Raw genomic sequence first — 23,816 nt, 5'->3', positions numbered from 1 at the left:
CAATCTGCTCCAAACAGAAGAGCCCACAGTGGGGTGGGCTCTTTCTTGGATAACACTCGACGCTTATTCGACGTTGAGGCGCAGTTCGGCGTCGTGCCAACCCAGTGGCAGGGTCAACAGCTGATCGATCAGCTCACGGCGATCGGATTTCTCCAGATATGCAAGATAGAGCGGACGGCTCAGCGGCTGGCCCCCCTCCACCAGATGGAGCGCCCCCTTCTCGAGGAAGGGGCTGACCATGCGCCGTGGCAGGTAGGCCGCACCACCGTTGGCCAGCACGAACTGCAACGCCATGCTAGCGGAGCTGGAGTGCAGCACCGGGGTCTTTTGCAGGCTCTGCAAGCGGCTGGGTTGCGGCTCGAAGCTGGTGCCCCAGTCGAGGTGGATGTGCGGCATCTGCATCAGGTTGTCGGCATTGGCGGCCGGATCCCGACTCACCAGCTCGAACACCAGCTCACCGATGGGATGCAGGGCAATCTCGTCGATCTTGGTGGGCTCGGAGAGCAGGGCCAGATCGAGGGAGCGCTCCAGCAACTGGCGGCAGAGGTGCTCGCGGGAGGCTGTTTCCAGCCGCACCGCCAAACCGGGCGCCAATGCATAGATGTGATTGAGCCAGTCGTTGAAATCGAGCTCCCAAAACACCGCGGGCGCGCCGATGGCCAACTGCTGGCTGAATCCTGGCGAGAGCGCCACATCCTGCTTGGCACGACCAAGGGTGTGCAAGATAGCGTCTGCGTAGGGCAGCAGACGCTCACCGGAGGCGGTCAGGCGGATGTTGTTGCGATGACGTGCAAACAGACTGACACCCAGTTGCTGCTCGAGCTGGCGGATCCGGAAACTCACCGCCGACTGGGTCAGGTAGAGATTTTCAGCAGCCCGGCCAAAATGCCGGGTCTTGCTCACCTCGATAAAGGTCCGAAGCAGCTCGGTATCCATTAATCGATGGACTCGTCACTGCCACCACCGCTGCCACCACCGACATCAAAGCTGCCGCCACCGCTGCTCTCTTCGCTGGCGCCGCCAACGACGGTGCAGAGGCGATGAACGCGCTTGGGACCGATCACCTTGAGGTATTTGAACCACACCTTGGCATGGGGGTTGGTACCGGCTGCGCCGGATTTGACCTGCTCGACGAAGGCGGACTCGACATCGTCACGGGGTGCAAGGTTGCCCTGGTAGAGTGCCAGCATAGCGGTACCATACTTTTCCAGACTGTCCGCTTCGGCCACAGTGAATTCACCACTGCGACGCAGGCCACGGGGAAAATGTTTGAAGTCGTTGAAACGCTTGTCTGATTCGAAGCTCATAGTGCTCTTTTTTCTGGTTAGTTTGACCTTTGCGGGCAAGTATCATCAGGCCATCGCCGAGTGCAAAATCAATTTTCTCACTATGTTAATAAATATCTTTTATCGAAGTCACTTTGCCCCATCGCTGACGCTGATTTTGTGGCATAACACACAAAAAACGTTGATAAATAATAAACTTATGTAAACGTGCAGCCAATTTGCACGTCACTTTTTGGACTGTGCAGGCAAAAATAAAGCGCCATACGGCGCTTTATTTGTCACATCAGGTGAACCAGCTGAACCTTTGGTTCAAACATGCTTACTCAATCATGGCCGGTTGGGCCAGGTTGTCTGCACGCCACAGACGGTAGCGCACTTCATACTCCTGCGGCACGTAGATCACGAACGGCAGTTTTGAGTTGTAGTTCACGAAGAAGCCCTGACCGTAGATCTGGACGAAGGTCTCTTTCTGCTGGTTATCCGGGCACATCATCAGGGTGCTGATGGGGTCGGAAACCTTGCCCAGTTTCAGGTAGTTGTAGCCCCAGCCTTTGACGCTGTGCTGTTCCAGGTTGCCTGCAAAACGCGGTACGTTGCAATCAACCATCATCTTTTTGCCGACCTGCAGCTCGACCATCATGTCGGCTTCTTTCTCGACTTCAGGCAGGCGGATCACCACACGTTCCTGATTCACGTCAGCGGCTGGGAACATGCTGATATCAAATTTTTTCGGCTCGGCGGCGAAGGCATGGCCACCCAGCAACAAGGCGCCCAGCAGGCTAAAACGCAATACGGTTTTCATCTGTACCTCATGGGGTTGGTTCAACGCCGCTAGACTAACCGCTCTGCCGATTTCATGCCAGCGATCTGCTACGTAAAAACTGCGTAAAATGATGCAGATCCGGCACACCATGACGTGATCTGGCTATTTTCTGACAGGGCGCACACTCCCGTTACGGGAACCTGAAACAAAAAGCGAGGCCAATTAGCCTCGCTTTGCATTCAAATGGCGCCAGAGTGCTATTTGGCCGCCTCTTGATGGGCCTTGATGACGGCCACCGCCTTGTCGGGGAAGTCGCTGAACACCCCATCCACATCGGCCTGATAGAGGAAAATATTAAGGAGATCGGTGAAGTCCTTGGCATAGGCCGGGATCTGCCCCTCATCCTGACGGAAGGTATAGGGGTGAACTTTCAGGCCCGCCGCGTGGGCTTCTTTTACCATGCCGGTGAAGACCGGCTTGCCCAAAGTGCCCGGCTCGGTGACGATCATCGGTTTCCACGGGCCAATCCCTTCGGCATAGCTGGCGATGGTTTTCATCGCCCCCGGCTTGAACATCCAGTCATAGTTGTAGGGGGTAGCCTTGCCCTTGGCGTCGTAGACCATGGTCTCGTTCCAGTCGGTCTCGGCCATCAGCTGCACCAGTTTCAGATCCATACCCATGGCGGGCATCAGTTCGCTGTTGATGCGCTTGAGTTCATCGGCATCGAAGCACTGCAGATAGACCTTGTCATCCTTCCCGGTGTAGCCGTACTCCTTGAGCACCTTCAGCACTGCTTTGGAGATATCCTTGCCTTCGTGACGGAACAGCCAGGGCGCCTTGATCTCCGGGTAGATGCCGATGTTCTTACCGGTGCTCTTGTTGAGCCCCTGGATCATCTCGATCTCCTCCTGGAAGGTGTGGATCTTGAAGTCTGACTTCCAGAGCGGGAAGCGGGCAGGATAGACCGGCACCTGCTTGCCATCCACCAGCTGGAACGGCTCGGTCATGCGCAGGGAGCGCACCTCGTCCAGGGTGAAATCCACCACATAATAACGGCCGTCCGGACGGGCACGGCCGGGGAAGCGCGCCGCCACATCGGTGATGCCATCGAGGAAGTGATCGTGCATCACCACCAGCTGGTCATCCTTGGTCATCACCAGATCCTGTTCCAGATAGTCGGCCCCCATGCCATAGGCCAGCGCCTTGGACTCCAGGGTATGCTCGGGCAGGTAGCCGGAAGCGCCACGGTGGGCGATCACCACCTTGCCTTCATCGGCAGCCAACACGGGTAATGAGAGGGATGCCCCAAGGCTCAAGGCGATGAGGGAAACGGCGAGTTTTTTCATATGTGATGCTCTTTTATTATTGTGTGTAGGTAATTGTTCTATCAGAGGTTTGTTTCATATTTACGGTGGAAAGCGGTGGGCAGCAGCGCACTGCCCACCGTCACTCATCAGCTCGCCTTGCGCAGAGCCTGATGGTATTGGTCGAGCCAGATCTGCAGCATCTGCTGCTCTGACTCGTTCAAGCGCAGCCCCAGCTTGCTGCGGCGCCAGAGGATATCGTCCAGTGAACAGGCCCACTCCCGTTCGATGAGATAGCGCACTTCCGACTCGTACAGGCCACCACCGAAGTGAATGCCGCGATCCTCTTTCAGCCAGAGACGGGCATGGGCGCCATAAGCTTCGGCAATGCGCAGGGCGCTGCGATCATCGAGCCAGTCAAACTCCAGCGCAAAGGCGCGGGCCAGCTCGCGCACCGAGCAGTCAAACTCGCCACCTGGCAGCCGGCTGGTCGCAGTCCAGTCATCCCCCATCTGGCTGAACCAGGGCTTGAGCTTGTTGCAGGCAGCCTGCGCCAGCTTGCGATAGGTAGTGAGCTTGCCGCCAAACACCGACAAGAGCGGCGCACCATCCGATTCGCCAGAGAGCTCGAGGGTGTAGTCGCGGGTCACCGCCTGCGGCGAGTCTGACTCGTCATCACAGAGCGGGCGCACCCCGGCGTAAGTCCAGATCACATCTTTCGGCGCAATCTGGCGAGTGAAGTGGGCGTTGACCACCTTGCACAGGTAGGTAATTTCGGCCTCGCTGATCTTCGCTTCCCGCGGGCTGCCGTGGTGCTCCACATCGGTGGTGCCGATGAGCGAGTAGTCCTGCTGATAAGGGATGACGAAGACGATGCGGTTGTCTTCGTTTTGCAGGATATAGGCCTCTTCGCGCTCATGGATGCGCGGCACTATCATGTGGCTGCCTTTAATAAGGCGAATGCCGCGGGGGGATTTCTCGTGCAGGCTCTCGTCGTAGAAGGTCTTGACCCAGGGGCCCGCCGCATTGACCAGACCACGACAGGTGACGGTGAACTGCTCGCCCCCTTCCCGCTCCAAAGTGAGCGTCCAGTGTTTGGAACCGCGCACCGCCTTGATGCAGCGGGTGCGGGTCTGCACGTCGGCCCCCTTGTCACGGGCCATCATGGCGTTGAGCACCACCAACCGGGCGTCGTCGACCCAAGCATCGGAATATTCAAACCCCTTGTTGATCCCCGCGCTCAAGCCATCTTGCGGCAGGAAGCGCACGCCACAGCTCCCCTTTAGCTTGTCGCGCTTGGCCAGATTGTCATAGAGGAACAGACCGGCGCGGATCATCCAGGCCGGACGCAGGTGCGGGCGGTGCGGCAGGCGAAAACGCATGGGACGGGCGATGTGAGGCGCCATACCGAGCAGCACCTCCCGCTCCGCCAATGCCTCTTTCACCAGCCGGAATTCGTAATGCTCGAGATAGCGCAAACCGCCGTGGATCAGCTTGCTGGAGTTGGACGAGGTGGCAGAGGCGAGATCTTGCGCCTCAAACAGGGCAACCTTCAGGCCCCGTCCTGCCGCATCGGCTGCGATGCCGACCCCGTTGATGCCGCCACCGACGACGACCAGATCATAATGTTCGCTCATGTTCACCTACTTTCATTTTTATGATTGCCATAACAGCAATGTTTGATTTCGCTCATTTTAGAACATGAAAATACAACAAACGAACATTTTATGATGAAAGTGTGATCGCCACAGCCCGCCAGAGGTGGCAAAGGGGACAGGTCAGCGGAGCAAATGGCGTCGGGCCAACATCGGCGGGTTGATAGCCAAAAAAACCAGATTGAATAGTGGTTTTGGCAATACCTATAAAGGGGTGAGATGGGTGCAGGGATGGGGGAGAGAAAGAGAAAGGAGGCCGCCCTGACGGGCGACCGGCACAGCCTTGGCGTGTTTCGCCGTCAGCAGATGTGGCAGGCGATCTGGTGTTGCGCCATCAATCGCGCCAGCTTTTCCGGTGGCTCCTGATCGGTAAAGAGGGCGTGGATCTGGCTGAGATTGCCCAGATTGACCATGGCATTGCGACCGAACTTGGTGTGGTCGGCGGCCAGAAAGACCTGACGGGAGTGGGCGATGATGGCCTGGGCGATCTTCACCTCGTGATAGTCGAAATCGAGCAGGGAGCCGTCGTTGTCGATCCCCGAAATCCCGATAACGCCATAGTCCATGCGAAACTGACCGATGAAGTCGCGGGTCGCCTCCCCCACGATGCCGCCATCGCGGTTGCGGATCTCGCCGCCGGCAATGATGACGGTGAAGTCATCCTTGGCCGTCAAAATGCTGGCCACGTTGAGGTTGTTGGTGACGATGCGCAGCTCGCGGTGATCGAGCAGGGCGCGGGCGATCGCCTCGGTGGTGGTACCTATGTCGATAAAGAGCGATTAGCCGTCGGGAATATTGGCCGCAACCTCGCGGGCGATGCGCTCTTTCTCCTTGAGTTGCATCACTTTACGGGCGCTGTAGGCGGTATTGACGGTACTCGAATGCAGGGAGGCACCGCCATGATGGCGCCGGATCTTGTTCTGTTCGGCGAGATCGTTCAGATCCCGGCGAATGGTCTGGGGGCTGACGTCAAAGTGGGTCACCAGATCGTCGGTCGAGACAAATCCCTGCCGCGTCAGGACGTCCAGGATCTCCAGATGTCGTTGGGTTTGCTTCACGCTTGCACTCCGATGATGAGACAAAAAAAGGCCCCGGCAGATGCGGGGCCTTTTGGCAGTTTACCTGATCCCCTTTGGGATCAATAAGCTGAGGATCACGTTTTATGCCTTATGGGCAGCCGCTTTCTTGGCCGCAACGGCAATGTTCTCGTGCTTGAGGGTCATCGCCAGCAGAATGATGGAGAGCACGCAGGAGACGGTCAGCACCATGAAGCCGCCATCCCAACCGAAGTGGTCAACGGTGTAGCCCAACATGGCGTTGGCTGCCACGGCGCCGCCCAGATAACCGAACAGACCGGTGAAACCTGCCGCAGTACCGGCTGCTTTCTTCGGTGCCAGCTCAAGAGCATAGAGACCGATCAGCATGACAGGGCCGTAGATCAGGAAGCCGATAGCCACCAGCGCCATCATGTCGATGGTCGGGTTGCCGGCCGGGTTGAACCAGTAAACCAGCACAGCCAGGGTCACCAGCACCATGAACAGGATACCGGCCGGTGCACGGCGGCCCTGGAACATCTTGTCAGAGATCCAGCCACACAGCAGGGTGCCCGGAATACCGGCCCACTCGTAGAGGAAGTAAGCCCAGGAGGAGTTGTCGACGGTGAAGTGCTTGGCCTCTTTCAGGTAGGTTGGCGCCCAGTCCAGCACACCGTAACGAATGAGGTAAACGAAAGCGTTGGCGATCGCGATGTACCACAGCAGTTTGTTGTGCAGCACGTACTTGACGAAGATCTCCTTGGCGGAAAACTCCTGCTCGTGGCTCTCGTTGTAATCCTTCGGATAGTCGTTCTTGTACTCCTCGATGGGAGGCAGACCGACCGATTGCGGGGTATCACGCATCACGAAGAAGGCGATCACCGCGATGGCGGCCGCCGCTGCCGCAGGCACATAGAAAGCGCTGCGCCAGTCGTTGAACCAGCCCATCCCGAGGATAAACAGCGGGCCAATCATGCCGCCACCCACGTTGTGTGCCACGTTCCAGACCGCAACCACTTCGCCGCGCTCTTTCTGTGACCACCAGTGCACCATGGTGCGACCGCAGGGCGGCCAGCCCATACCCTGTGCCCAACCGTTCAGGAACAACAGCACAAACATGATGGCAATGCTGGAGGTGGCCCAGTGCATGGTACCCATCATGAACATGATGGCAGCCGAGAGCAGCAGACCGGCGGAGAGGAAGTAACGGGCGTTGGAACGGTCGGAGACGTTCCCCATCAGGAACTTGGACAAACCGTAAGCGATGGAGACCCCGGAGAGCGCGAAACCGAGATCACCACGGGAGAAGCCCTGCTCGATCAGATAGGGCATCGCCAGACTGAAGTTTTTCCGTACCAGATAGTAGCCGGCGTAACCGAAGAAGATCCCGAAAAACACCTGCCAACGCATGCGTTTGTAGAAGGGATCGACCTTGTCAGCCGGGAGCCTGTCGATGTGCGCCGCAGGCCTGAAGAGACTAAGCATGTTCTGCTTCCTTATTGTTGTTATGGGCGGTTGAGGATGCCCTGACCATTCCAACGAATCATGTGAGTCCACTAATTCGTAAGCGAGCCTATTGTGCTCATATGCGCTCATTTAATCTGTGATGCATGCTCAAATATTGCAGTTTTATTACAAATAAAAGCTCCAAATGAGAAATCACTCAGCAAGCGTCAGCCCTTGTGTGGCAAGGGTTGCAAGCTACCCCCTAAGTGGTAACTGGCGGTAATCAAGATGCTTTACGTCACATTTTCTTAGCAATGAGTGGGATCTTGTCCACATTTCCTATGGAGGGGGGATGGTGAAATTATTGGGAAGGGTTATTTTCTGTCACGACCGATAACGAGCGCAAACGAGCATAACGTTTGCGCAAGACGCAAAAACAACAAGGAAACGTTTTCGGCAGCAACGGATAGACACAAAAAGATAAAACGGAACATCAAACCTCTACGGGTGGATATAAGGAACAAAAGTATGAGCATACAAAGACCCAATACCCTGCTTGGCGAGTGCATCGCCGAGTTTATCGGAACCGGCCTGCTGATATTTTTCGGCGTCGGATGTGTGGCGGCACTGGTGCTGGCAGGCGCCAACTTCGGGCAGTGGGAAATCTCCATTACCTGGGGTCTGGGTGTGGCCATCGCCATCTATGTGACCGGCGGCATTTCAGGTGCTCACCTGAACCCGGCTGTAACCCTGGCGCTGATGACCTTCTGCGGTTTCGACAAGCGCAAGGTGGTACCCTACATCATCGCCCAGATAGCCGGTGCCTTCTGCTTCGCGGCCCTTGTCTACTTCCTTTATGGTAACCTTTTCACCCAGTGGGAAGTGACCCATAACGTGGTGCGCGGCAGCGTCGAGAGCCTCGGCACCGCCGGGATCTTCTCCACCTACCCCAATGCCCTGCTGACCAATATGCAAGCTTTTGCCGTCGAGCTGGTGATCACCGCCGTCCTGATGCTGGGCATCATGGCGCTGGGTGACAACAACAACGGCGCTCCTAAAGGTTTCGCAGCCGCTCTGCTGATCGGTATCCTGATCGCGGTGATCGGTGCCTCCCTTGGCCCGTTAACCGGTTTTGCCATGAACCCGGCCCGTGACTTTGGTCCGAAACTGTTCGCGTTCTTTGCTGGCTGGGGTGATGTTGCCCTAACCGGTGGTCGTGACAACCCCTACTTCTGGGTTCCGATCCTTGGCCCCATCGTTGGCGCCCAGATTGGTACCGCTCTGTATGTCAAAGTGCTGGCTCCCTGCGTCCCGGGCAACCGTGTCGTCACCACCGAGCAAGCGACCCAAACCGCCAAAGAAGAGGCTGCCGCATAAGAGCGGCCCCCTCCAACGTATAAAAACGTGGAAAATAGAAACGTGGAGAACATCATGTCTGCTGAAAAGAAATATGTCGTCGCTCTGGACCAGGGAACCACCTCTTCCCGCGCCATCGTGTTTGATCAGGATGCCAACATTGTCGGTACCTCCCAGCGCGAGTTCACCCAGCACTACCCGAAAGCGGGCTGGGTAGAGCACGACCCGATGGAGATCTGGGCGACCCAATCCTCCGTCTTTACCGAAGTGCTGGCCAAGACCGGCCTGCGCAGCGAAGAGATAGCCGCCATCGGTATCACCAACCAGCGTGAAACCACCGTTGTCTGGGAAAAGGCCACCGGCAAGCCCATCTACAACGCCATCGTCTGGCAGTGCCGCCGCACCGCAGCCATCTGTGAAGAGCTGAAAGCACGCGGTCTGGAAGAGTACGTTCGCGAGAACACAGGTCTGGTGCTGGATGCCTACTTCTCCGGTACCAAGGTGAAGTGGATCCTCGACAACGTGGAAGGTGCCCGCGAGAAAGCAATGAACGGCGAGCTGCTGTTCGGCACCATCGACACCTGGCTGGTCTGGAAGATGACCAATGGCGAAGTACACGTCACCGACCCGACCAACGCCTCCCGTACCATGCTCTACAACATCCGCGAGCTGAAGTGGGACGAGAAGATGCTGGACGAGCTGGGCATCCCCATGTCCATGCTGCCGGAAGTGAAACCCTCTTCCGAAGTTTACGGCTACACCACCCGTGGCGGCGGCTCCCGCATCCCCATCGCCGGTATCGCCGGTGACCAGCAGTCTGCCCTGTTCGGCCAGCTCTGCTTTGAAAAAGGGATGGCCAAGAACACCTACGGCACCGGCTGCTTCATGCTGATGAACACCGGCACCGAGCCGGTTCGCTCCAGCAACGGCCTGCTGACTACCGTTGCCATTGGCCCGAAAGGGGAAGTGAACTACGCGCTGGAAGGTGCAGTGTTCATGGGCGGCGCCACCATCCAGTGGCTGCGTGACGAGCTGAAGATCATTCACGATGCCCGCGATACCGACTACTTCGCCTCCAAGGTGGGTGACACCAACGGCGTCTATCTGGTACCGGCCTTCGTCGGTCTGGGCGCGCCCTACTGGGATCCGTATGCTCGCGGCACCATGGTCGGTCTGACCCGTGGCGCCAACCGCAACCACATCATCCGGGCCGCGCTGGAATCCATCGCCTACCAGAGCCGCGATGTGCTGGATGCCATGCAGCAGGACTCCGGTATCAAGCTGGCAGCGCTGAAAGTAGACGGCGGCGCCGTAGCCAACGACTTCCTGATGCAGTTCCAGGCTGACATGATGCACACCCCGGTGGTACGTCCGACCCGCATCGAGACTACCGCCATGGGTGCCGCTTTCCTGGCAGGTCTGGCAGTCGGCTTCTGGAAGAGCTCGGACGAGCTGGAAGACAAGTTCAGCGTGGACCGCGAGTTCATCCCGCAGATGGACAGAGACGATCGCGCCAAACGTTACAGCGGCTGGCAAAAAGCAGTTGAGCGTTCACGCCGTTGGGCTGAAGAGGATTGATCGGGCATCCGATATTCCTTTGAGATAAACACCAAAGAGGCCGACCGCAATGTCGGCCTCTCTTTTTATGCTTTCCCTTACCGCTTTCTGCCCCCTTCCCCGCTCATTGCTCCCTCCTGTTTTTCTGCCGCACTCTGTTGTTACCATCCGCGACAACGCAATTGAGTTCTCTATCTATAATCATCATCTGGGTCGCATATGCGACCTTATTTATGAGGAGAGCGATATGGAGAGGGCGATACACCGTTTTACACTGCACTCACTCTGGTCAGGGCTCGGGATCCGCACCAGGATCCTCGCTGGCGTGGCGATACTGATGGCCATCGCCATCAGCTGCATCACCTTGATCCTCGAGCAGATATCCCACAGTCAGGCCCAGCAACGGGTCGAACGCTACGAGCTGCCAAGCAGTGTGGATCGCATTGCCAACCAGCTGACAGCGCAGCTTATCCAGCACCTGACCGAGGCGCAGGCGCTAGCCAGCAACCGTTTTGTCATCGACTGGCTGACCGCTGGCATGCCAGAACAAGAGTGGCCCGCCATGGAGCGCTACTTTCAGGATCTGCAACGGCGGATCGGCGGTAACGTCTTTATCGCCCCCCGCCAGAGCAACACCCTGATCAACTTCAGCGGCGGCCCCATCGCCCAGAAATCGCTGAGCGAATCAGACCCGAAAGATGGGTGGTTTTTCGGCTTTCTCAAACGCAGCAAACCCTATGAGCTGAACCTCGACATCTCCGATTTTGACAAGCGCGCCTCCCTCTATATCAACACCGCCGTCACCTACGAGGGCAAGACCCTGGCGGTGGCAGGTACCTCCATCGACATGAGTGCCCTGAGCAAGCTCATCAGCGGCTACCGGATCGGCAAGAGTGGTCAGGTCTATCTGGCCGACATGGAGGGCAATATCGAGATCCACCCCGAGCTGGAGGTGGAGGGGGCCGCCCACCACCAGCAATCCTTCCTCGATACCGTCAAACGGCTTATTCCCAATGCCCGGGAACAGGTGGCCGTAGAGGCGCTAACACTGGAGGGGCAAACCTACCTCATCGCGGTGCGTTACATCCCCACCCTCAACCGGCTGCTGATTGGCGAGATCAACAGCGCCGAGCTGGAAGAGGGACTGCAGGAATCCCGCCAGCTCATTATTATGGTCTCGCTCGCCATCGGCGGGATCGCCATGCTGGCCTCCGCCTGGCTGGCTCACTCCATCAGTCGCCCCATTCGTCAGGCAGCCGATGGCATGCACCACATCACCGCCGATCGGGATCTGGCGACCCGTCTCGACTTCTCTGACGAGTCGGAGCTGGGCATGATGGCCCAAAGTTTCAATCAGCTGATCCAGAGCCTGAACCAGAGCTTCTCCCGCTTCCAGCAGTCAGGCAGCGCCCTCTCCGCCCAGTCGTCCCAATCCATGCAGCAGGCCCAGGCACTGGCAGGAGAAGCGTGCCAGCAGGCCCAGAGCATTCAGGAGCTGACCACTGTGGTCACCACCATCGGTGACAACGCCGAGCAGATCGCCAGCCGCTCGGAAGGGGTCAACGACGTGACCCAACGCATCGCCAACCATATGCTCAGCATCGAGCAGGATGTGACCCAGAGCGCCGCGCAACTCGACACCTTGCGCAGCAGCATCGGCAGCTCCTCGGCCCTGCTCGATGAGGTAGTGAAAGACAGCAACAACATCACCCAGATCATGAACCTCATCCGCGATGTCTCGAACCAGACCAACCTGCTCGCCCTCAATGCGGCTATCGAAGCGGCTCGGGCAGGGGATATGGGACGGGGCTTTGCGGTGGTGGCCGATGAGGTACGCCAGCTGGCGGTACGTACCCAGACCGCCACCAAGGATGTGCAGGATCTTATCTTGCGCCTGCAGGAGGGAACGCGGCAGGCCAGCAGCTCAATGGCAGACTCACGCAACCTGAGCGAAGAGGGATACAACCGGATGAATCAGGCCAGAGAGGTGCTGGTTGATGCCACCAGCCAGATCAACCAGACCGCCCTCGAGATCAACGAGATCAGCGCGCTGGCGCAGGCGCAGAATCAACAGATGGGGCAAGCCAGAACGGCGCTGGACGAGCTGGCCATGGTGGCCGAACACCAGCGGGAACACGCGCAGGAGAGCAATGCCGCCAGCCGCGAACTGTTCGAACTGGCCAAGGCCATCGACGAGCAGATCCGCCAATACCGGATTGGCTAGGCCCGGCGCTTCCCCCTCTCCCTCTCAATAACCAAGACGCCACCACAGGGTGGCGTTTTCATTTTGCAAATCATTTTGCCTGCGCTCTCGAAACGGGAATGACGACAAGACTCGCAACCAATTGATAATTAACATTAAAAAATGTGGAATGGCCATTGCTTAGTGATATCAGACTCAACAGAGGGATATCGCCATGAAACCGACCACCACTCAAGCGCCCGTAGCCCACGTCGCCACTCAAAAAGAGACACTGACCCCCCGCGAAGGCACCTTCCTGATGATGGTGGCCCAACTGGTGGTGCTCACCTGCATCGTACTGGCCGCCACCGTCGGCGGCCTCTCCTGGCAGTGGACCCTGCTGCTGGCCATTCCGCCGGTGATCGGCGGCGCCCTGCTCAGCCGGGTATGGGGCAAACTGCCACGGTAACTGCGCTTCACCTCACACACCTTCCCGAACCGGCGGCCGACCCTCAAGTCGGCCGTCTGTTTATCTGCCGGCTGGCTAATGCTGATTGGCCGCAACGAAGGCGCGGCTTGTTCTTCGCCAAGCAAACCGCAGCGACGAACCGTTGAAACAAACCGCACAAACCAACCTGCACTAAAGGGTATGGCTGCCAAGCTGCTCTTTAAGAAAGTCGAGCCAGACCCGTAGCCGGATATCCCGCTGGGCATCGGAGTAGAAGACCGCATTGATGGGGCGCGAGGCGCCACTGTTGCTGCGCGCCAGCACCTCCACCAGCGCGCCGCTCTCCCGATCCGGCCCGGTCATAAAATCCGACAGACAGACAATCCCCTGCCCCGCCAGCGCCAGCTGACGCAAGGTTTCACCGCTGCTGGCACGCAGGCTGGGGGTGATGGCAAAGCGATCCCCCTGCTCGGCACTGAGCAGCGGCCAGTGGTTGAGGTGATCTGGATGCAAAAATCCAAGCAGCTCGTGACCGCTCAGCAGATCTGCCGGTTGGCGCGGGGTGCCGCGCTCGCTCAAGTAAGCAGGAGAGGCCAGCAGCCGCAACCGCGAACGGCCAAGGGGCAGCGCGCGCAGGGAGGAGTCGGTCAGCTCGCCGATGCGGATGGCCATGTCCACCCGCCGCTCCATCAGATTGATAAAGCCCTCCGAGCTGTGCAGTTGCAGCTCGATGGCAGGATAGCGAAGTCGAAACTCGCCGATAATTGGCACCAGCCGATGCAGAATAAAGGGGGTAGCGGCATCGACTCTCAACACCCCTTCGGGTTGTTCCCGGCGCATCAGCAGATGCCCCTCCGCCTCGCTCATCTCGGTCAGGATCTTCACCGCCCGCTGATAGAACCAGCTCCCCTCCTCGGTCAGGCTGACCCGGCGGGTGGTGCGATTGAGCAAAACGGTTGAGAGCTTCTCCTCCAGCCGCTTGATGCCGCGACTCACCACCGAGTTGTCCATGCCGAGGTTCTCCGCCGCTTGGCGAAAACTGCCCGCCTCCACCACCGCCACAAACAGGGTCAGTTCATCAGAATGGGTCTTCATTGCTGTTATCCGGACAAGAGTAATGGGCCTTTATAGGCGCAGCCGCTGTGGATTGGCAAGCGTGCGATGAGGCCAGTTCTTTTTTTCTACAGAGAAAGAACGTGACCGCGAGCCCACATCATACCCGCGATTTGTCAGTACAATGCAGCCAGAAAAGCACCGTATGGCACCACCCGTTTCACAAGGATTAATACCATGACATTTGAAGCACAGCTGGCCGCCGCCCATCAGGAGCTGGCTAACAAAGGGGTATGGCATGCCAACTACAATCCCCCCTTGTTCTGGTTGTTGCGCCAACTGGGTTGGTCTGTCAAACCGCCACATTACGAGAGCTGGCTTACCAACTTTCTGGTATTTGGCATCGGCCTTGGACTGATCTGGAGCATACTGTTGTGGCTTTTCAGCTGGCAACCCATGGGAATGGATCTGCTATTTGCTCTACGTCAAACCGCATTTTTTGCGGGATTTATCGGCCTCATTATGGCCAGTGTCCTCAGGTTACGGCATAAGCAACTTAAACTGACCCCGTGGGAACAACTTGCTAAGCCCAGCGATGCTGATGATGAGGGAGACGAACTGAATGAAAGCCCATGAAAAACTGAACTATGTGGAGTTTGCAGCGCGGGACCTTGCGGCCACCAAGACCTTCTTTCAGGCTGTATTTGGCTGGCAGTTTGTCGATTACGGCCCCGACTACTGCGCCTTTGCCGATGAGGGGCTGGATGGCGGATTCTATCGGGCAGAGCAGTGCAATCAAACAGCTCAGGGCGGCGCCTTGCTGGTGTTCTACAGCGCTGATATTGAAGCAACCCAAGCCAAGGTGATCCAACACGGTGGCACAATCAGTCGCCCACTATTCGACTTCCCCGGTGGCTGCCGTTTCCACTTCGTTGAGCCCAGCGGCAATGAGTTTGCAGTCTGGTCAGAACATTCCCACGCCTGATGAAACAGGGCGGTACGTCCGCCCCTTTTCTCTTTGATGCCATGCCACCATGGCACTTGCGCCATGTATTTCTGGCTACAGGATTGCTGCTCTCCCCTCAATACTGTTTTGCAACCAGCGCCCTGTTTCCAGCAAGTCACGGCAGGCATACTGACCCTTCGTTTTTGCCAAGGAGGTTCAGATGTCATCACCCGTGATTGTGATTGCCCAGCTTGAAGCCAAACCCGAATTCGCCGCCCAGTTTCGCGCCGCCCTTGAGCCGCTGATTGCGGCCACCTTGCAAGAGGCGGGCTGCCAGCGCTATCAGCTGCATCAGGACTTGGACAATCCAAACAGCTGGATGCTCTACGAGGTGTGGGAGAGCGAAGCGGCCCTCACCGCCCATCAGGGCCAACCCCACTTTACCGAGTTTGTCGCCAAGGCCGAGCCCTGGTTTGCCAGCAGCACCATTCGCCGCTATCAGCCACTGGGCGCCTGACTGGCCCTAGAGCCTGTTTCTGTTCAGCCCATCAAGGGCCAACCACCACCCCATTGAGGAACAAGATGATCAATATGCCACCCATGGGTCTGGGCACCTTCCGCCTGAAGGGCGAGCCGCTGCTTGCCACCCTGACCAACGGTCTGGAGCTGGGCTATCGCCATATCGATACCGCCCAGATCTATGACAATGAAGCCGAAGTCGGCGCCGTGCTGACCCGCAGCACTGTTGCCCGCCACGAGATCTACCTGACCACCAAGGTGTGGACCAGCGAGTTTGGCCCGGGCAAGCTGATCCCGAGCCTTGAGGTGAGCCTCGAAAAACTGGGCACCGACTATCTGGATCTGGCGCTGATCCACTGGCCCTCCCCCAAGGATGAGGTGCCGATGGCAGTCTATCTGGAGCAGTTGGCCGAGGCCAAGGCCCGGGGCCTGACCCGGGAGATCGGGGTCTCCAACTTCACTGTGGCCCAGCTCAAGCAAGCTATCGAGATTTTGGGGCCGGGGGCCATCGCCCACCAGCAGATCGAGGTTCATCCCTTGCTGCAAAACCGCAAGGTGGTCGAGTTCTGCAAGGCCCAGGGTATCGCCGTCACCGCCTATATGCCGCTCGCCTATGGCAAGGTGCTGAGCGAGCCGCTGCTGATGGAGATTGGCAAACGCCACGGGGTATCGGCAGCGCAGGTGTCGCTTGCCTGGCTGCTGGCGCAGGACATGGCAGTGATCCCGAGCTCCACCAAGCGGGAGAATCAGGCCGCCAATCTGGCCGCTCTCGATATCACTTTGAGCTGCGAGGAGATGGCCGCCATCGCCACGCTGGATCGGGGCGAGCGCTGCGCCAATCCCGACTTTGCCCCTGCATGGGACTGACGCGAAAGGCGTGAGACTAACGCGAAAGAAAGGCTGGCTCGCCAGCAAGCCAACTTAAACAGGGAGAGCATCATGCTCTCCCTGTCTCTTTTCTTGCCTCACGCTTTGCAGCGCTTGCTGAACGTCCAGTCGCCACATTGATGCCAGATACAGCCCCGCAATCAGGGCGCGTTCTGGCAAAGGGCGGGATCGAACACTTGCTTCCAGTCTGATTTCATATCGACCACCACCCAGCCCCGCGCTTTTGCCTGCGCCAGCCCGTCGATCAGCTTGCCGCTGGCAGGAGGATGGCTGTCGTAGGCGTATTCGCGCTTGGCATCGGTGTGGTGCACCAGCAGGCCGAAAGTGTGGTAATCCGGGTTGGTCGAAGTGTATTGCAGCATGGGCACGTCGCCATCGCTGTTGCCAAAGGCGCCGACCGGACGCTGCCCCATAAAGAGGTGAATGGCGGCCGGTTTCGCCTTGCTGTCATCGAAATAGGCGCCGTTCATGGTCTTGCGGATCTCGCTGCCCTCCCCGGTCAGGGCAAACTCGCCGAGGGTAAAAGAGCCAATCACCTGCTGGGGCGGGATGCCATACATCTGCTCGGACATCACCCGCATAAAATCGACGCCGCCGCCGGAGACAATCCAGGTCTGAAAGCCATTGTCCCGCAGATACCCCAGCAACTGCTTCATCGGCAGATAACCGAGCTGATCGTAGTGGCAGCCAAAACGGGGATCCTTGCTGCTGTTGACCCAGCGAGTGACCCGCTCGGCAAACTCGGTGGTGGTCATGCCGCTGTGGGTCAGTCCCACCAGCTTGGCGAGCCCCTTCTCCCCCGATTTGGCCACAGCCTTGAGGTCGTTGTTCAGCACTGCCGCGACGATGGGGTCGGCCTTCCACTCCGGGTGTTCCGGCGCCAGGCGCTTGATCTCGTCCATCGCAAACTGCAGCTGATAGGTCATGGGCGCTTCCGGCCAGAGGGTGCCGTCATTGTCAAACACCACATGGCGCTTCTCTGGCGGAATAAAAGTGGCCTGCTGCTGATCGGTGGCATTGGTCACCCAGCGGGTGATCGCCTGCTTGGCCGCCGTGTCATTCCAGGCAGAGAGGGGATCGCTCTGGCCAGCCTGTACCGCAAAGGCGCCGCACAGCAGCAAAAGAGAGGAGAGTCGGTTCAATGTCATCATGTTACCTATCAGCTGGATATTGCCTGTCTATTGCCTGTAGATGAAAGCGCACGGCTATCACAACACCGGCGCACATGGGTTCAACACACACGGGTTTCACAGGGAAAAGCCTATGGCGGCCAGCTTGTACTGGAGCTTAAACAAGCTCAGAAAAGGAGCAGCGTTCATCCCGTTCTGCGAGGCAGATCACTGCGTTGCGCTCACGCCGCGGGCAGCACAATCCCCTCCCACTCAGCTTTATTGCTGCTTATTTGGCAAAAGTAATTTGCTGTCACCGTCATTTTTGCCAACAAAACCCATCGGCATACTGGCGCCATTCTCCCGTCGGGAGTCCCTAACCAAGGAGTTGTTATGCCACTGGCGTTATTTGCCCTTACCTTAAGTGCCTTTGCGATCGGCACCACCGAATTTGTGATTGTGGGGCTTATCCCCACCATCGCAGAGCAGCTCAATGTCTCGCTCCCCTCGGCGGGCCTGCTGGTCAGCCTCTATGCCCTTGGGGTGGCCATCGGCGCCCCCGTGCTCACGGCGCTCACCAGCAGGGTGCCGCGCAAGTGGCTGCTGGTAGGGCTGATGGCACTCTTTACCGCCGGCAACCTGCTGGCCTGGCAGGCCCCCGGTTACGAGAGCCTGATCGTGGCCCGCATCCTGACCGGATTGGCGCACGGGGTCTTCTTCTCGGTGGGTAGCACCATCGCCACGGGTCTTGTGGCCAAAGAGAAGGCGGCGAGCGCCATCGCCATCATGTTCAGCGGCCTTACCGTGGCGCTGGTAACCGGCGTACCGCTCGGCACCTGGATTGGTCAGGTCTTTGGCTGGCGTGAAACCTTTCTGGTGGTGAGCCTGCTGGGTCTGGTCGCCATGGTGGGTAGCCTGCTGCTGATCCCGGGCAACCTGCCCAAGGGGGCAGCCTCGACCATCCGCGAGCAGCTTTCGGTACTGACCAAAAAGCCGCTGCTGCTGGTCTACGCCAAGACCGCCCTCGGTTATGGCGGCGCCTTCACGGCGTTTACCTTCCTCGCCCCCATCCTGCAGCAGGTGAGTGGCTTTAGCGCCGGTGCGGTGAGCCTGATCCTGCTGGTCTACGGGGTATCGGTTGCCGTCGGTAATATCTGGGGCGGCAAGCTGGCCGACAAGATGGGTCCATTGCCGGCGCTGAAGCTGCTGTTTGCCGGTCTGGCGCTGGTGCTGCTGGTTCTCACCTTCACCGCCCCCCATCCGGTGCTGGCGGTACTGACCGTGCTGGTGTGGGGCGCCTTTGCCTTCGGCAACGTGCCGGGTCTGCAGGTGCTGGTGGTGAAACAAGCCGAACTGCACACCCCCAAGGCGGTGGATGTGGCATCGGGCCTCAATATTGCCGCCTTCAACGTCGGCATTGCGCTGGGATCTGTGGTCGGTGGTTTTGTGGTGGAACACCTCGGCCTGATGCACACACCCTGGATCGGCGCCCTTATCGTGCTGCTGGCCTACGGACTGACCCATGTCAGCGAGCGCCGCGAAGCCCTCCGGCTCGCAGCCTGTCAGGCATAAGCTGCGCCAGCAGGCGTCACGCAAAGACGTGGCGCCTGCTGCAATCGGCGCGGCAGGCTTCTATGCTGTGACACAGCCTCAAGCCCTCAACTGTTTCAGCAACCAAGCCTGTCACCCTCGCATCATTTGCCACGGAGTCTGTTATGAAGGTGCTTATTGTCTATGCCCATCCCGAACCCAAAAGCTTCAACGGTGCCCTCTTCTGCCACGCCATCAGGGCGCTGGAGCAGGCGGGCCACACAGTGATGACCAGCGATCTCTATGCCATGGGATTTGATCCCGTCTCGGATCGGCGCAACTTCACCGCCGCCAGCGATCCCGATTTTCTCAAGCTGCAACTCGAAGAGCTGGCTGCCACCGAGCAGGGCAGCTTTGCCCCGCAGCTGGAGCAGGAGATGCAAAAGCTGGAGGCGGCCGATCTGCTGATCTTCCAGTTCCCGCTCTGGTGGTTTGGCCTGCCTGCCATTCTCAAGGGGTGGGTGGATAGAGTCTTTGCCATGGGGCGAGTCTACGGTCAGGGCCATATCTACGAGAGCGGCAAATTTCGCGGCAAGCGGGCCCTGCTGAGCCTCACCACCGGTGGCCCCGCCGAGACCTATCTGCCCGACGGCTTCAACGGCGATATCGACGGGGTGCTGCGCCCCATCCAGCGCGGGATCCTGCAATTTGTCGGCTTCGACGTGCTGCGCCCCCATATCTGTTATGCCCCGGTGCGGGTCTCGCAAGAAGAGCGGGAAGCCTGGCTCGCCCAGTGGGCCGAGCGCCTTGGCCAGATGGAGCAGGAGTCCCCCATCGCGGTCGGCCGCTACCAGTAACGGCTGACGCAGCTGACACTCTCCCCCACACAGCACAAAAACAGCGAGCGGCACCCGGCCGCTCGCTGTTTTTCACGCTCTGTCGTTATGGTTTTTGTTATCCGTTGGCGGGTCTTATGCCGCCTGTTGCACGCCTGCTTTGCCGGTCACGGCACGTTTGAGCCAGTAGTCGAGGCTGACGTAGCGGCCCCCGCCGTAAACCAGCAGCACCAGCAGCATCACGAAGTAGGTGGCGGCAAACTCCATCCCGTTGTTGAGCATCACGGGATCCCCGAGCTCGGTGATGTAGTTGTAGCGACCGGGGAAATTGGCGGCCAGCCACTCGATAAAACCATTGAGGCGCAAGGTAGCCTCCATGCTGCCGGTGGCGATGGCATCCCAGCCGTGCTTCCAGTGCACCATGGCGCTCGCCACGCTCATAAGGAAGATGGTGGGAATGGCCATGATACGGGTAAAGAGGCCAAGGGCGATGCAGATGCAGCCCAGCACCTCGGTGCCCGCCGCCAGAAAGGCGAGCAGGGTCGGGAACGGCAGGTTGAGCCCCCCTTCCGAGACCGGCGCACCAAACCAGGCGACCGTGCCGGCAAAGCCCATCACCTTGGAGTGGGCCCCCACATAGATGACCGGAATGAGATAGAGGCGAATGGCCAGCAGGGCCAGAAAATCGAGCCGCTTGCACTGGGCTACCGCCCGCTCGTACCACTGGATAAGGGTGTTGTTCATGGGAATTCTCCTTGGTGTTTGCTAAATGGGGGCAAGGGAGTGCCGGTCTGGCGCTCACCGACGGGCAAGGTCAGCAGACCCAGCCGGTGAAAATGGCGAGCCCACTCGCTCAGATCAAAATCACTGCGAACCTGTTGCACCTGTTGCTGGAACGCGGCTTGGGTGATCCCCGGTTGCTGTTGCAGCAACTGGATCAGCGCCACATCCCATTCGCGCAGCCGCTGGGTCACCACTTGATGCTCCGGGCTGCGAAACAGGCCATAGAAGTGGTTGCCCTGCCGGGTCGGCACCACGCCGCTGCGACGAATGGCAAAGGGGAGCTCCAGCAGTTGCAGGGTGGGATTGAGCACAAGCGGACTCTCCGCCGTTACCTCCTTCCCCGACACCACTTGCGGCACCACCCCTTCATCAATCTCGACACAGAGGCAGGCCCACTCGTACTCCAGCAGTGCCAGCCGCTGCCTGGGCCAGTTGAGAGAGCCCTCACTGTGGCGATGCTGCACATAGCGGACAAACTCGGTGGCGATATGGTGAAACTCCGGGGCCTCGGCGCCGTGCTGGATAACAAAGCCCTCCACCAGCTGCCACCTGTCCACCGGCGCCCAGTGAGCGTGGGTGAGCGGAAAGGCACTCTCCAGCACCGACTCCACATTGGCGCGCACGCTGCGGGCATAGTGGCTGGCGATGCCATCCTGCGGCAGCCGCACCCGGCTCGCCAGCCAGGCGGTCTGCTGCTGCATTCGCTGCGGCGCCGTTTTGGGCGCAGTGATAAGTGATAACCGTCTATCCATAGCGCACCTCCTGCACCTGACAGTCGTTCGCCTCGCAACAGGCGCCGTGCACCCGCGCCAGCTCGGCCTCCAGCTCTGCCAGCGGTGGCAGATGGTGATCCCGCTCCAGCAGCAGGGGGCGCAGGCCATGGGTCTGCACCGTATAACGGGCCAGCGCTACAACCTCCTCGCACACCGGTTTACCATGGGTATCCAATAAAGTGCCGTCTGCCTCTTCCAGATGACCGGCGATATGGAAATAGCTGATCGCACTGCCCGGCAGCCCGGCAATCATCCGCTTGGGGCAGTAACCGTGGTTGCGGCTGTTCACAAAAACGTTGTTGATATCGAGCAGCAGTTCGCAGCCACTGCGCGCCACCAGCTCGGCGAGAAAATCCTCCTCCGGCATCTCGTGGTCATAGCCGTGGTAGTAGGAGATATTTTCCAGCACCAGCGGGCGGGCCAGCGCCTCCTGCACCTGCGCGATCCGCTCGGCCAGATAGGGGATGTTCTCCCACTGACGCGGCACCGGTAGCAGTTCGTAGAGATAACCCTGTTGGTCGCGGGAAAAGCTCAAATGCTCGCTATAGATCCCGATGCCGAACTCGTCCAGAAAGGTGCGGATCTGGCTGAGCAGGGTGCGATTGAGGGGCTGGCAATCGCCGAGAGAGAGGCTGAGGCCGTGGGCCACCAGCGGGTAACGCTCGGCCAGCTGATGCAGCTGCGCCCGCTTGGCGCCGCCGATGGCCATCCAGTTCTCCGGCGCCAGTTCGAGAAAGTCGATGCCGGGGCGGACGGGGCCGACGCAGAGCGCATCCAGATGCTCCTGACGCAGCCCGATCCCCCGACTGCGGGAGCTTATTGGCCGCATACCCCCTCCGTCATCTTGCTGCCGTTGCTGGATCTGTCGCCATCAATCCCCTCGCCCGCCACGCCACACTTGCCATCGCGGGCGCGCACCAGCCGCCCCTGCGGATCGCTGTCGAGGGCCTGCTTTTCAAAGCGCTTCTCGGTGCCGCACTTGCCCGCCGCGCACTTGCCGCCGTGCTGTTCGCTGGGGGCGGCCTTGACCGGCGCATCGCCCGGGGTGGCCGCCAGCGCCAGCCCCGGTGTCAGGGCAATCAGGCTGGTCATGGCGATGGAGAGGGTCAGTTTGCCGGTGGTTTTGTTGCTGCTTGAGTTACTCATGGGTGGACTCCTTGACGGATGAAACGGGGTAGCTGGAGAGATCGCGGGCGGCCACGATCTGGCCGTGGAACTGCTGTTTGACGATGGCCATCGCCTCTTTCTTGTGATTGAGGCCGACCCCCATCCAGTGGTTGAGCACCAGCAACTTGGGGTTCACCTCGGCGGCAATTTTGGCCACCACAGATGGCTTGGCATGGAGCGAGGCGGAGACCGGATCGGCCCCTTCGTGGATGGCGAGCGGCATCACCAGAATGTCGGCCCCCTTGGCAAACGGCACAAAGGCCGGGTTGCTGCCGTTCTGATCTGCAGAGATGACGATGGTCCCCTCGGCGCTCTCGATACGATAGGCCAGACAGGGCACGTCACCGTGGGGGATGCCGAGCGCCGTGATGGTCAGCCCATCCTGCTGATAGACGGTGTGGGGCTGCGGACTCTGGTAGGGCACATCGTGCAAGGTGATGGGGAAGAGGCCATCGGTGCCATCCTTGAAGCCGCTCAGGTAGGCATAGGCGCCCTTGTCCTTGTTGAAGAGGGCATCAAAGTAGCCGCTCATGCTGGGAAAGGCCGAGCCGGCCTCTGGCCCCGCCAGATCCAGCGGATCGCTGCGTTCGAAGAAGTAGGCCCCCTTGAGCAGGGCGGGCAGGTCGGTCACATGGTCGGTGTGGAAGTGGGTGATGCCGATAAAATCGACCTCTTCGAGCTTGGCCCCCGCCTGGCCGAAGCGCAGGTAGACGCCGCCACCGGCATCGATCAGGATGCGGGATTTCCCCTTCCACCAGATCACCTCGCTGGAGGAGGCGCGCAGGTCGTCGGAGATAGGGCCACCACTGCCGAGCACCTGCAGGGTGAAGGTTTTATCCAGTGGCGTCAGTTGTACCGGTTCGGCACAGGCCGGGGCGACGGTGAGCGCGCACCCGATGGCCAGCGCCACCGCTTTCAATCTCTGTTTCATCACAATTACCTGTCGGTTGGTTGTCGGTTGAAAGTGTGTCGTTTGTGTCGTTTAAAGAGGGGGAGAGAGGGGCCGATGGCGACGGGTGAACGCCAACCACCGGCCGTGGCGGGGCGCGAGCCCCCCGCCGTCAGTTACCGTCCCGTTCGTCCGCCTGCCAGCGCGCTTCCAGCCAGAGCAGGTTGCACAGGCCCAGCAGCAGGGCGAATCCGAGGCCCAAAATCCAGGTGAAGTACCACATAGCAGATCC

General features: G+C 59.4%; 24 protein-coding genes and 1 pseudogene. 10 read left to right on the top strand and 15 right to left on the bottom strand.

Going from position 1 to position 23,816, the window contains the following annotated elements; genetic code table 11:
- Positions 1-63: 63 nt before the first annotated feature.
- The 7 genes and pseudogenes from hdfR to glpT all read right to left on the bottom strand — a co-directional run bounded on the left by hdfR (position 64) and on the right by glpT (position 7,527).
- Complete coding sequence (hdfR, locus tag ACTG2J_RS08270) at positions 64-936, bottom strand: HTH-type transcriptional regulator HdfR (protein WP_005337525.1); 873 nt, start codon at positions 934-936, stop codon at positions 64-66.
- Positions 936-1,307 (bottom strand): DUF413 domain-containing protein, encoded by a 372-nt coding sequence (locus ACTG2J_RS08265; RefSeq protein WP_113738679.1) that lies wholly within the window; start codon positions 1,305-1,307, stop codon positions 936-938. Before ACTG2J_RS08265 ends, hdfR begins: the two co-directional genes overlap by 1 nt.
- Before the next feature lie 298 nt (positions 1,308-1,605).
- The gene (eco, locus tag ACTG2J_RS08260) at positions 1,606-2,088 is read right to left on the bottom strand and encodes a serine protease inhibitor ecotin (protein WP_005337529.1); all 483 of its coding nucleotides are present in this window, start codon (positions 2,086-2,088) and stop codon (positions 1,606-1,608) included.
- Positions 2,089-2,306: 218 nt separating this feature from the next.
- Positions 2,307-3,395: a glycerophosphodiester phosphodiesterase gene (gene glpQ, locus ACTG2J_RS08255; protein ID WP_005337531.1), complete on the bottom strand. Its 1,089-nt coding sequence runs from the start codon at positions 3,393-3,395 to the stop codon at positions 2,307-2,309.
- 107 nt (positions 3,396-3,502) lie between these two features.
- Positions 3,503-4,990 (bottom strand): glycerol-3-phosphate dehydrogenase, encoded by a 1,488-nt coding sequence (gene glpD / locus ACTG2J_RS08250; RefSeq protein ID WP_139476640.1) that lies wholly within the window; start codon positions 4,988-4,990, stop codon positions 3,503-3,505.
- A gap of 317 nt (positions 4,991-5,307) precedes the next feature.
- A pseudogene (locus ACTG2J_RS08245) lies at positions 5,308-6,066 on the bottom strand (DeoR/GlpR family transcriptional regulator).
- A 102-nt stretch (positions 6,067-6,168) separates the two neighbouring features.
- Positions 6,169-7,527 (bottom strand): glycerol-3-phosphate transporter, encoded by a 1,359-nt coding sequence (gene glpT, locus ACTG2J_RS08240; RefSeq protein WP_005337540.1) that lies wholly within the window; start codon positions 7,525-7,527, stop codon positions 6,169-6,171.
- Positions 7,528-8,016: 489 nt separating this feature from the next.
- Between glpT and ACTG2J_RS08235 the strand changes: the two genes are divergently transcribed.
- The 4 genes from ACTG2J_RS08235 to ACTG2J_RS08220 all read left to right on the top strand — a co-directional run bounded on the left by ACTG2J_RS08235 (position 8,017) and on the right by ACTG2J_RS08220 (position 13,052).
- Positions 8,017-8,865 carry an MIP/aquaporin family protein gene (locus ACTG2J_RS08235; RefSeq protein ID WP_005337544.1) on the top strand — a complete coding sequence of 283 codons (849 nt, stop codon included), beginning with the start codon at positions 8,017-8,019 and terminating at the stop codon, positions 8,863-8,865.
- Positions 8,866-8,919: 54 nt separating this feature from the next.
- Positions 8,920-10,422, top strand: a complete 1,503-nt coding sequence (gene glpK, locus ACTG2J_RS08230) for a glycerol kinase GlpK (RefSeq protein ID WP_005337546.1) — start codon at positions 8,920-8,922, stop codon at positions 10,420-10,422.
- 226 nt (positions 10,423-10,648) lie between these two features.
- Positions 10,649-12,625, top strand: a complete 1,977-nt coding sequence (locus ACTG2J_RS08225; protein ID WP_439997376.1) for a methyl-accepting chemotaxis protein — start codon at positions 10,649-10,651, stop codon at positions 12,623-12,625.
- A gap of 193 nt (positions 12,626-12,818) precedes the next feature.
- A complete protein-coding gene (locus ACTG2J_RS08220; RefSeq protein ID WP_005337550.1) occupies positions 12,819-13,052 on the top strand; it encodes a hypothetical protein in 234 nt (77 codons plus the stop codon).
- Positions 13,053-13,223: 171 nt separating this feature from the next.
- On the opposite strand, the gene ACTG2J_RS08215 is transcribed toward ACTG2J_RS08220, so the two are convergent.
- Positions 13,224-14,126: a LysR substrate-binding domain-containing protein gene (locus tag ACTG2J_RS08215; RefSeq protein WP_439988788.1), complete on the bottom strand. Its 903-nt coding sequence runs from the start codon at positions 14,124-14,126 to the stop codon at positions 13,224-13,226.
- A gap of 195 nt (positions 14,127-14,321) precedes the next feature.
- Between ACTG2J_RS08215 and ACTG2J_RS08210 the strand changes: the two genes are divergently transcribed.
- The 4 genes from ACTG2J_RS08210 to dkgB all read left to right on the top strand — a co-directional run bounded on the left by ACTG2J_RS08210 (position 14,322) and on the right by dkgB (position 16,416).
- Positions 14,322-14,720, top strand: a complete 399-nt coding sequence (locus ACTG2J_RS08210) for a DUF6404 family protein (protein ID WP_439997375.1) — start codon at positions 14,322-14,324, stop codon at positions 14,718-14,720.
- A complete protein-coding gene (locus ACTG2J_RS08205; protein ID WP_021229361.1) occupies positions 14,707-15,069 on the top strand; it encodes a VOC family protein in 363 nt (120 codons plus the stop codon). Before ACTG2J_RS08210 ends, ACTG2J_RS08205 begins: the two co-directional genes overlap by 14 nt.
- A 181-nt stretch (positions 15,070-15,250) precedes the next feature.
- Positions 15,251-15,547, top strand: a complete 297-nt coding sequence (locus tag ACTG2J_RS08200; RefSeq protein ID WP_040097728.1) for a putative quinol monooxygenase — start codon at positions 15,251-15,253, stop codon at positions 15,545-15,547.
- A gap of 65 nt (positions 15,548-15,612) precedes the next feature.
- Positions 15,613-16,416: a 2,5-didehydrogluconate reductase DkgB gene (gene dkgB, locus ACTG2J_RS08195; RefSeq protein WP_421316359.1), complete on the top strand. Its 804-nt coding sequence runs from the start codon at positions 15,613-15,615 to the stop codon at positions 16,414-16,416.
- Positions 16,417-16,577: 161 nt separating this feature from the next.
- Here dkgB and ACTG2J_RS08190 read toward each other — a convergent pair whose 3' ends face one another.
- Positions 16,578-17,588: an HAD family hydrolase gene (locus tag ACTG2J_RS08190; protein ID WP_234881634.1), complete on the bottom strand. Its 1,011-nt coding sequence runs from the start codon at positions 17,586-17,588 to the stop codon at positions 16,578-16,580.
- Positions 17,589-17,939: 351 nt separating this feature from the next.
- Here ACTG2J_RS08190 and ACTG2J_RS08185 point away from each other — a divergent pair, with 351 nt between their 5' ends.
- Both ACTG2J_RS08185 and ACTG2J_RS08180 read left to right on the top strand, forming a co-directional pair.
- Positions 17,940-19,118 (top strand): MFS transporter, encoded by a 1,179-nt coding sequence (locus tag ACTG2J_RS08185; RefSeq protein WP_439997374.1) that lies wholly within the window; start codon positions 17,940-17,942, stop codon positions 19,116-19,118.
- Positions 19,119-19,261: 143 nt separating this feature from the next.
- On the top strand, positions 19,262-19,933 hold the full coding sequence (locus ACTG2J_RS08180; RefSeq protein WP_439997373.1) for an NAD(P)H-dependent oxidoreductase: 672 nt from the start codon (positions 19,262-19,264) through the stop codon (positions 19,931-19,933).
- A 114-nt stretch (positions 19,934-20,047) separates the two neighbouring features.
- Here the strand turns inward: ACTG2J_RS08180 and ACTG2J_RS08175 are convergent, their stop codons facing one another.
- The 6 genes from ACTG2J_RS08175 to cydX all read right to left on the bottom strand — a co-directional run bounded on the left by ACTG2J_RS08175 (position 20,048) and on the right by cydX (position 23,807).
- Positions 20,048-20,656, bottom strand: coding sequence for an HvfX family Cu-binding RiPP maturation protein (locus ACTG2J_RS08175; RefSeq protein WP_064338242.1), 609 nt, complete (start codon positions 20,654-20,656; stop codon positions 20,048-20,050).
- Positions 20,653-21,447 carry an HvfC/BufC family peptide modification chaperone gene (locus ACTG2J_RS08170; protein WP_439997372.1) on the bottom strand — a complete coding sequence of 265 codons (795 nt, stop codon included), beginning with the start codon at positions 21,445-21,447 and terminating at the stop codon, positions 20,653-20,655. Before ACTG2J_RS08170 ends, ACTG2J_RS08175 begins: the two co-directional genes overlap by 4 nt.
- A complete protein-coding gene (locus ACTG2J_RS08165) occupies positions 21,440-22,297 on the bottom strand; it encodes a DUF692 domain-containing protein (RefSeq protein WP_439997371.1) in 858 nt (285 codons plus the stop codon). Before ACTG2J_RS08165 ends, ACTG2J_RS08170 begins: the two co-directional genes overlap by 8 nt.
- Positions 22,285-22,614, bottom strand: a complete 330-nt coding sequence (locus tag ACTG2J_RS08160) for a hypothetical protein (protein WP_144715501.1) — start codon at positions 22,612-22,614, stop codon at positions 22,285-22,287. The genes ACTG2J_RS08165 and ACTG2J_RS08160 overlap by 13 nt, the downstream gene beginning before the upstream one ends.
- Positions 22,607-23,566, bottom strand: a complete 960-nt coding sequence (locus tag ACTG2J_RS08155; protein ID WP_194496686.1) for an MBL fold metallo-hydrolase — start codon at positions 23,564-23,566, stop codon at positions 22,607-22,609. Before ACTG2J_RS08155 ends, ACTG2J_RS08160 begins: the two co-directional genes overlap by 8 nt.
- A gap of 130 nt (positions 23,567-23,696) precedes the next feature.
- The gene (cydX, locus tag ACTG2J_RS08150; RefSeq protein WP_005337572.1) at positions 23,697-23,807 is read right to left on the bottom strand and encodes a cytochrome bd-I oxidase subunit CydX; all 111 of its coding nucleotides are present in this window, start codon (positions 23,805-23,807) and stop codon (positions 23,697-23,699) included.
- Positions 23,808-23,816: the final 9 nt, after the last annotated feature.

It is taken from the genome of Aeromonas sp. 6P, assembly GCF_051919525.1.
GTDB classification, from domain to species: domain Bacteria; phylum Pseudomonadota; class Gammaproteobacteria; order Enterobacterales; family Aeromonadaceae; genus Aeromonas; species Aeromonas veronii.
Note: the sequence above shows the minus strand (reverse complement) of the source record. Positions and strands in the feature narration are given on the sequence as shown.

Excerpts from the sequence above, each read along its gene's own strand:
- glpQ (WP_005337531.1), bottom strand. The coding sequence starts at position 3,395 with ATGAAAAAACTCGCCGTTTCCCTCATCGCCTTGAGCCTTGGGGCATCC.
- cydX (WP_005337572.1), bottom strand. The coding sequence starts at position 23,807 with ATGTGGTACTTCACCTGGATTTTGGGCCTCGGATTCGCCCTGCTGCTG.
- glpD (WP_139476640.1), bottom strand. The coding sequence starts at position 4,990 with ATGAGCGAACATTATGATCTGGTCGTCGTCGGTGGCGGCATCAACGGG.
- dkgB (WP_421316359.1), top strand. The coding sequence starts at position 15,613 with ATGATCAATATGCCACCCATGGGTCTGGGCACCTTCCGCCTGAAGGGC.
- glpT (WP_005337540.1), bottom strand. The coding sequence starts at position 7,527 with ATGCTTAGTCTCTTCAGGCCTGCGGCGCACATCGACAGGCTCCCGGCT.
- ACTG2J_RS08190 (WP_234881634.1), bottom strand. The coding sequence starts at position 17,588 with ATGATGACATTGAACCGACTCTCCTCTCTTTTGCTGCTGTGCGGCGCC.
- ACTG2J_RS08160 (WP_144715501.1), bottom strand. The coding sequence starts at position 22,614 with ATGAGTAACTCAAGCAGCAACAAAACCACCGGCAAACTGACCCTCTCC.
- glpK (WP_005337546.1), top strand. The coding sequence starts at position 8,920 with ATGTCTGCTGAAAAGAAATATGTCGTCGCTCTGGACCAGGGAACCACC.
- ACTG2J_RS08155 (WP_194496686.1), bottom strand. The coding sequence starts at position 23,566 with ATGAAACAGAGATTGAAAGCGGTGGCGCTGGCCATCGGGTGCGCGCTC.
- ACTG2J_RS08185 (WP_439997374.1), top strand. The coding sequence starts at position 17,940 with ATGCCACTGGCGTTATTTGCCCTTACCTTAAGTGCCTTTGCGATCGGC.
- ACTG2J_RS08235 (WP_005337544.1), top strand. The coding sequence starts at position 8,017 with ATGAGCATACAAAGACCCAATACCCTGCTTGGCGAGTGCATCGCCGAG.
- ACTG2J_RS08220 (WP_005337550.1), top strand. The coding sequence starts at position 12,819 with ATGAAACCGACCACCACTCAAGCGCCCGTAGCCCACGTCGCCACTCAA.
- eco (WP_005337529.1), bottom strand. The coding sequence starts at position 2,088 with ATGAAAACCGTATTGCGTTTTAGCCTGCTGGGCGCCTTGTTGCTGGGT.
- ACTG2J_RS08205 (WP_021229361.1), top strand. The coding sequence starts at position 14,707 with ATGAAAGCCCATGAAAAACTGAACTATGTGGAGTTTGCAGCGCGGGAC.
- hdfR (WP_005337525.1), bottom strand. The coding sequence starts at position 936 with ATGGATACCGAGCTGCTTCGGACCTTTATCGAGGTGAGCAAGACCCGG.
- ACTG2J_RS08215 (WP_439988788.1), bottom strand. The coding sequence starts at position 14,126 with ATGAAGACCCATTCTGATGAACTGACCCTGTTTGTGGCGGTGGTGGAG.
- ACTG2J_RS08170 (WP_439997372.1), bottom strand. The coding sequence starts at position 21,447 with ATGGATAGACGGTTATCACTTATCACTGCGCCCAAAACGGCGCCGCAG.
- ACTG2J_RS08200 (WP_040097728.1), top strand. The coding sequence starts at position 15,251 with ATGTCATCACCCGTGATTGTGATTGCCCAGCTTGAAGCCAAACCCGAA.
- ACTG2J_RS08225 (WP_439997376.1), top strand. The coding sequence starts at position 10,649 with ATGGAGAGGGCGATACACCGTTTTACACTGCACTCACTCTGGTCAGGG.
- ACTG2J_RS08175 (WP_064338242.1), bottom strand. The coding sequence starts at position 20,656 with ATGAACAACACCCTTATCCAGTGGTACGAGCGGGCGGTAGCCCAGTGC.
- ACTG2J_RS08180 (WP_439997373.1), top strand. The coding sequence starts at position 19,262 with ATGAAGGTGCTTATTGTCTATGCCCATCCCGAACCCAAAAGCTTCAAC.
- ACTG2J_RS08165 (WP_439997371.1), bottom strand. The coding sequence starts at position 22,297 with ATGCGGCCAATAAGCTCCCGCAGTCGGGGGATCGGGCTGCGTCAGGAG.
- ACTG2J_RS08210 (WP_439997375.1), top strand. The coding sequence starts at position 14,322 with ATGACATTTGAAGCACAGCTGGCCGCCGCCCATCAGGAGCTGGCTAAC.
- ACTG2J_RS08265 (WP_113738679.1), bottom strand. The coding sequence starts at position 1,307 with ATGAGCTTCGAATCAGACAAGCGTTTCAACGACTTCAAACATTTTCCC.